The sequence below is a fragment of the Streptomyces sp. WELS2 genome (genome assembly GCF_013870595.1).
Classification (GTDB): Bacteria; Actinomycetota; Actinomycetes; order Streptomycetales; family Streptomycetaceae; genus Streptomyces.
Genome location: NZ_JACBWZ010000806.1, coordinates 1 through 2,742 on the forward strand (window position 1 = coordinate 1; position 2,742 = coordinate 2,742).

General features: G+C 70.6%; 3 protein-coding genes. All 3 read right to left on the bottom strand.

Annotated elements, in window-relative coordinates; genetic code table 11:
* Window positions 1-1,307, bottom strand: a 1,307-nt coding sequence (locus tag H5J33_RS30110) for a fumarate reductase/succinate dehydrogenase flavoprotein subunit (protein WP_181797949.1), incomplete at its 3' end; no start/stop codon positions are given.
* On the bottom strand, window positions 1,307-2,128 hold the full coding sequence (locus H5J33_RS30115; RefSeq protein WP_181797950.1) for a hypothetical protein: 822 nt from the start codon (window positions 2,126-2,128) through the stop codon (window positions 1,307-1,309). The genes H5J33_RS30110 and H5J33_RS30115, both read right to left, overlap by 1 nt.
* A 26-nt stretch (window positions 2,129-2,154) precedes the next feature.
* Window positions 2,155-2,445 carry a hypothetical protein gene (locus H5J33_RS30120; protein ID WP_181797951.1) on the bottom strand — a complete coding sequence of 97 codons (291 nt, stop codon included), beginning with the start codon at window positions 2,443-2,445 and terminating at the stop codon, window positions 2,155-2,157.
* Between the last annotated feature and the right edge of the window lie 297 nt (window positions 2,446-2,742).

The window sequence follows — 2,742 nt, forward strand, 5'->3', positions numbered from 1 at the left end:
AACACCAGCAGGTCGGACAGCGAGTTGCCGCCCAGCCGGTTGGAGCCGTGCATGCCGCCGGCCACCTCGCCGGCCGCGTACAGCCCCGGCACCCCGCGCGCCGCCGCCGTGTCGGAGTCGACCGCGACCCCGCCCATCACGTAGTGGCAGGTCGGCCCGACCTCCATCGGCTCCGCCGTGATGTCGACGTCCGCCAGCTCCTTGAACTGGTGGTACATCGACGGCAGCCGGCGCCGGACCACCTCGGCGGGCATCCGGGTGGAGACGTCGAGGAAGACCCCGCCGTGCGGGGAGCCCCGGCCCGCCTTCACCTCGGAGTTGATCGCGCGGGCCACCTCGTCGCGGGGGAGCAGTTCCGGCGGGCGGCGGTTGTGGTCCGGGTCCTCGTACCACCGGTCGGCCTCCTCCTCCGACTCGGCGTACTTGTCCTTGAAGACGTCCGGGACGTAGTCGAACATGAAGCGCCTGCCCTCGGAGTTCCTGAGCACCCCGCCGTCCCCGCGCACCGACTCGGTGACCAGGATGCCCTTCACCGACGGCGGCCAGACCATGCCGGTCGGGTGGAACTGCACGAACTCCATGTTCACCAGGGGAGCGCCGGCCAGCAGCGCCAGCGCGTGGCCGTCCCCGGTGTACTCCCAGGAGTTGGAGGTGACCTTGAAGGACTTGCCGATGCCGCCGGTCGCCAGCACCACCGCCGGGGCCTGGAGCACCAGGAAGCGGCCGGTCTCACGGGCGTAGCCGAAGACTCCCGAGACGCGCTCGCCGTCCTTGAGCACGCGGGTGACCGTGCACTCCTGGAAGACCTTCAGCCGGGACTCGTGGTCACCCGTCTCCCGGTAGTCCTCCTGCTGGAGCGCGACGACCTTCTGCTGGAGGGTGCGGATCAGCTCCAGCCCGGTGCGGTCGCCGACGTGCGCGAGCCGCGGGTACTCGTGGCCGCCGAAGTTGCGCTGGGAGATCCGGCCGTCCTTGGTCCGGTCGAACAGCGCCCCCCAGGTCTCCAGCTCCCACACCCGGTCCGGGGCCTCCCGGGCGTGCAGCTCGGCCATCCGCCACTGGTTCAGGAACTTGCCGCCGCGCATGGTGTCGCGGAAGTGGACCTGCCAGGTGTCGTTCTCGTTGGCGTTGGCCATCGCCGCCGCGATGCCGCCCTCGGCCATCACCGTGTGCGCCTTGCCGAACAGCGACTTGCAGATCACGGCCGTGCGGGCGCCCCGCTCGCGGGCCTCGATCGCGGCCCGCAGCCCGGCGCCGCCGGCACCGACGACCACGACGTCCCACTGCTGCCGTTCCACCGCTGCCATCAGAAGAACCTCGGATCGTCGAAGACACCGGACGCGACCAGGTACACGTAGAAGTCGGCGAGCGCCACGCTCAGCAGCGAGGCCCAGGCCAACTGCATGTGACGGGCGTTGAGCCGCCCGACGAACCGCCAGGCCCGGTAGCGCACCGGGTGCCTGGAGAAGTGCTTGAGCTTGCCGCCGACGATGTGCCGGCAGGAGTGGCAGGAGAGGGTGTACGCCCAGATCAGCACGATGTTGGCCAGGAACACCAGGGTGCCCAGGCCCATGTGCCCCCACCGGTAGTGCCCGTCCCGGAAGGCCAGCGCGGTGTCGTAGGTGAGCACCCCGGCCACCAGCAGGGCGGCGTAGAAGAAGTACCGGTGGACGTTCTGCAGGATCAGCGGGAAGCGGCTCTCACCGGTGTACGACCGGTGCGGCTCGGCCACCGCGCAGGCGGGCGGGGACGCCCAGAAGGCGCGGTAGTACGCCTTGCGGTAGTAGTAGCAGGTCAGACGGAAGCCGAGCGGGAAGATCAGGATGATGATCGCGGGCGAGATGCCCCACCAGCCGCCGAACAGGTCGGCGTTGGGCCCAGCGCGCATGGTCCGGCAGTTCTCCGCCAGGCACGGCGAGTAGAACGGCGAGACGTACGGCGCCGCGTAGTAGTGCGCGTCGGCGAAGGCCCGCCAGGTCGAGTAGACGACGAAGGCGAGCAGACCGGCCGCGGTGCAGGCGGGCGCCAGCCACCAGCGGTCGGTCCGCAGATGCGGGGCGGTGATCGCGGCACGCGTACCGGTGCGTACGCCGCCGCGCTGCCGGGGGGATTCCGTACCAGTGGCCAAGTCGGGACTCCGGTCGGTAGCGGGTTTCAGGGGGCGCGGCGGTCGCGGGCGCCCAGGCCCTCGTCGTCCGAGTCCGTCCACAGGCTGATGTCGTAGGGCGCGTCGGAGATGGTGACGAGGTCGGGCCGGCGGGAGGCGGCCGGGGCGGTGGCGGTCTCGCGCAGCAGGGCCACGCTCTCGCGCAGGTGCTCGGCGTCCAGCCGGACCCGCCGTATCTCCAGACCGCCGCGGCCCAGCTGGTGCTCCAGGCGGCTCAGCGACCGGTTGAGGTCGTCCAGACAGCGCTGGACGGCGGTGATGTCGTCGTGCACGGACATGACTTGCCCTCGCTTCCACGGGACCGGCGGGCCATGGGCGGCAACGTTCATGCGCCTTGGAGTGTTGCGCCTCGGCCCGCCCGTGTGAAGGGATGTGCGGCGATTGGCCGGGGCGTACGGGTGCATCGTCCGGGCGGTGTGCGCCGCATGGGTGGGCTTACCGGCTGTCGCCGCCGTGTCGCCCGCCGTTGCCGGATCCTTTCCTCTTCAGTGGCGGCATAGATCTGATCAGCTCCATATACCGCCAAATGCGAGCATAAGGCCCGTGGCTCCCCGGAGGTAGCAGAGATGTCCTAC

Bases quoted from the DNA above. Each gene is read 5' to 3' on its own strand.
- H5J33_RS30120 (WP_181797951.1), bottom strand. From the start codon at position 2,445: ATGTCCGTGCACGACGACATCACCGCCGTCCAGCGCTGTCTGGACGAC.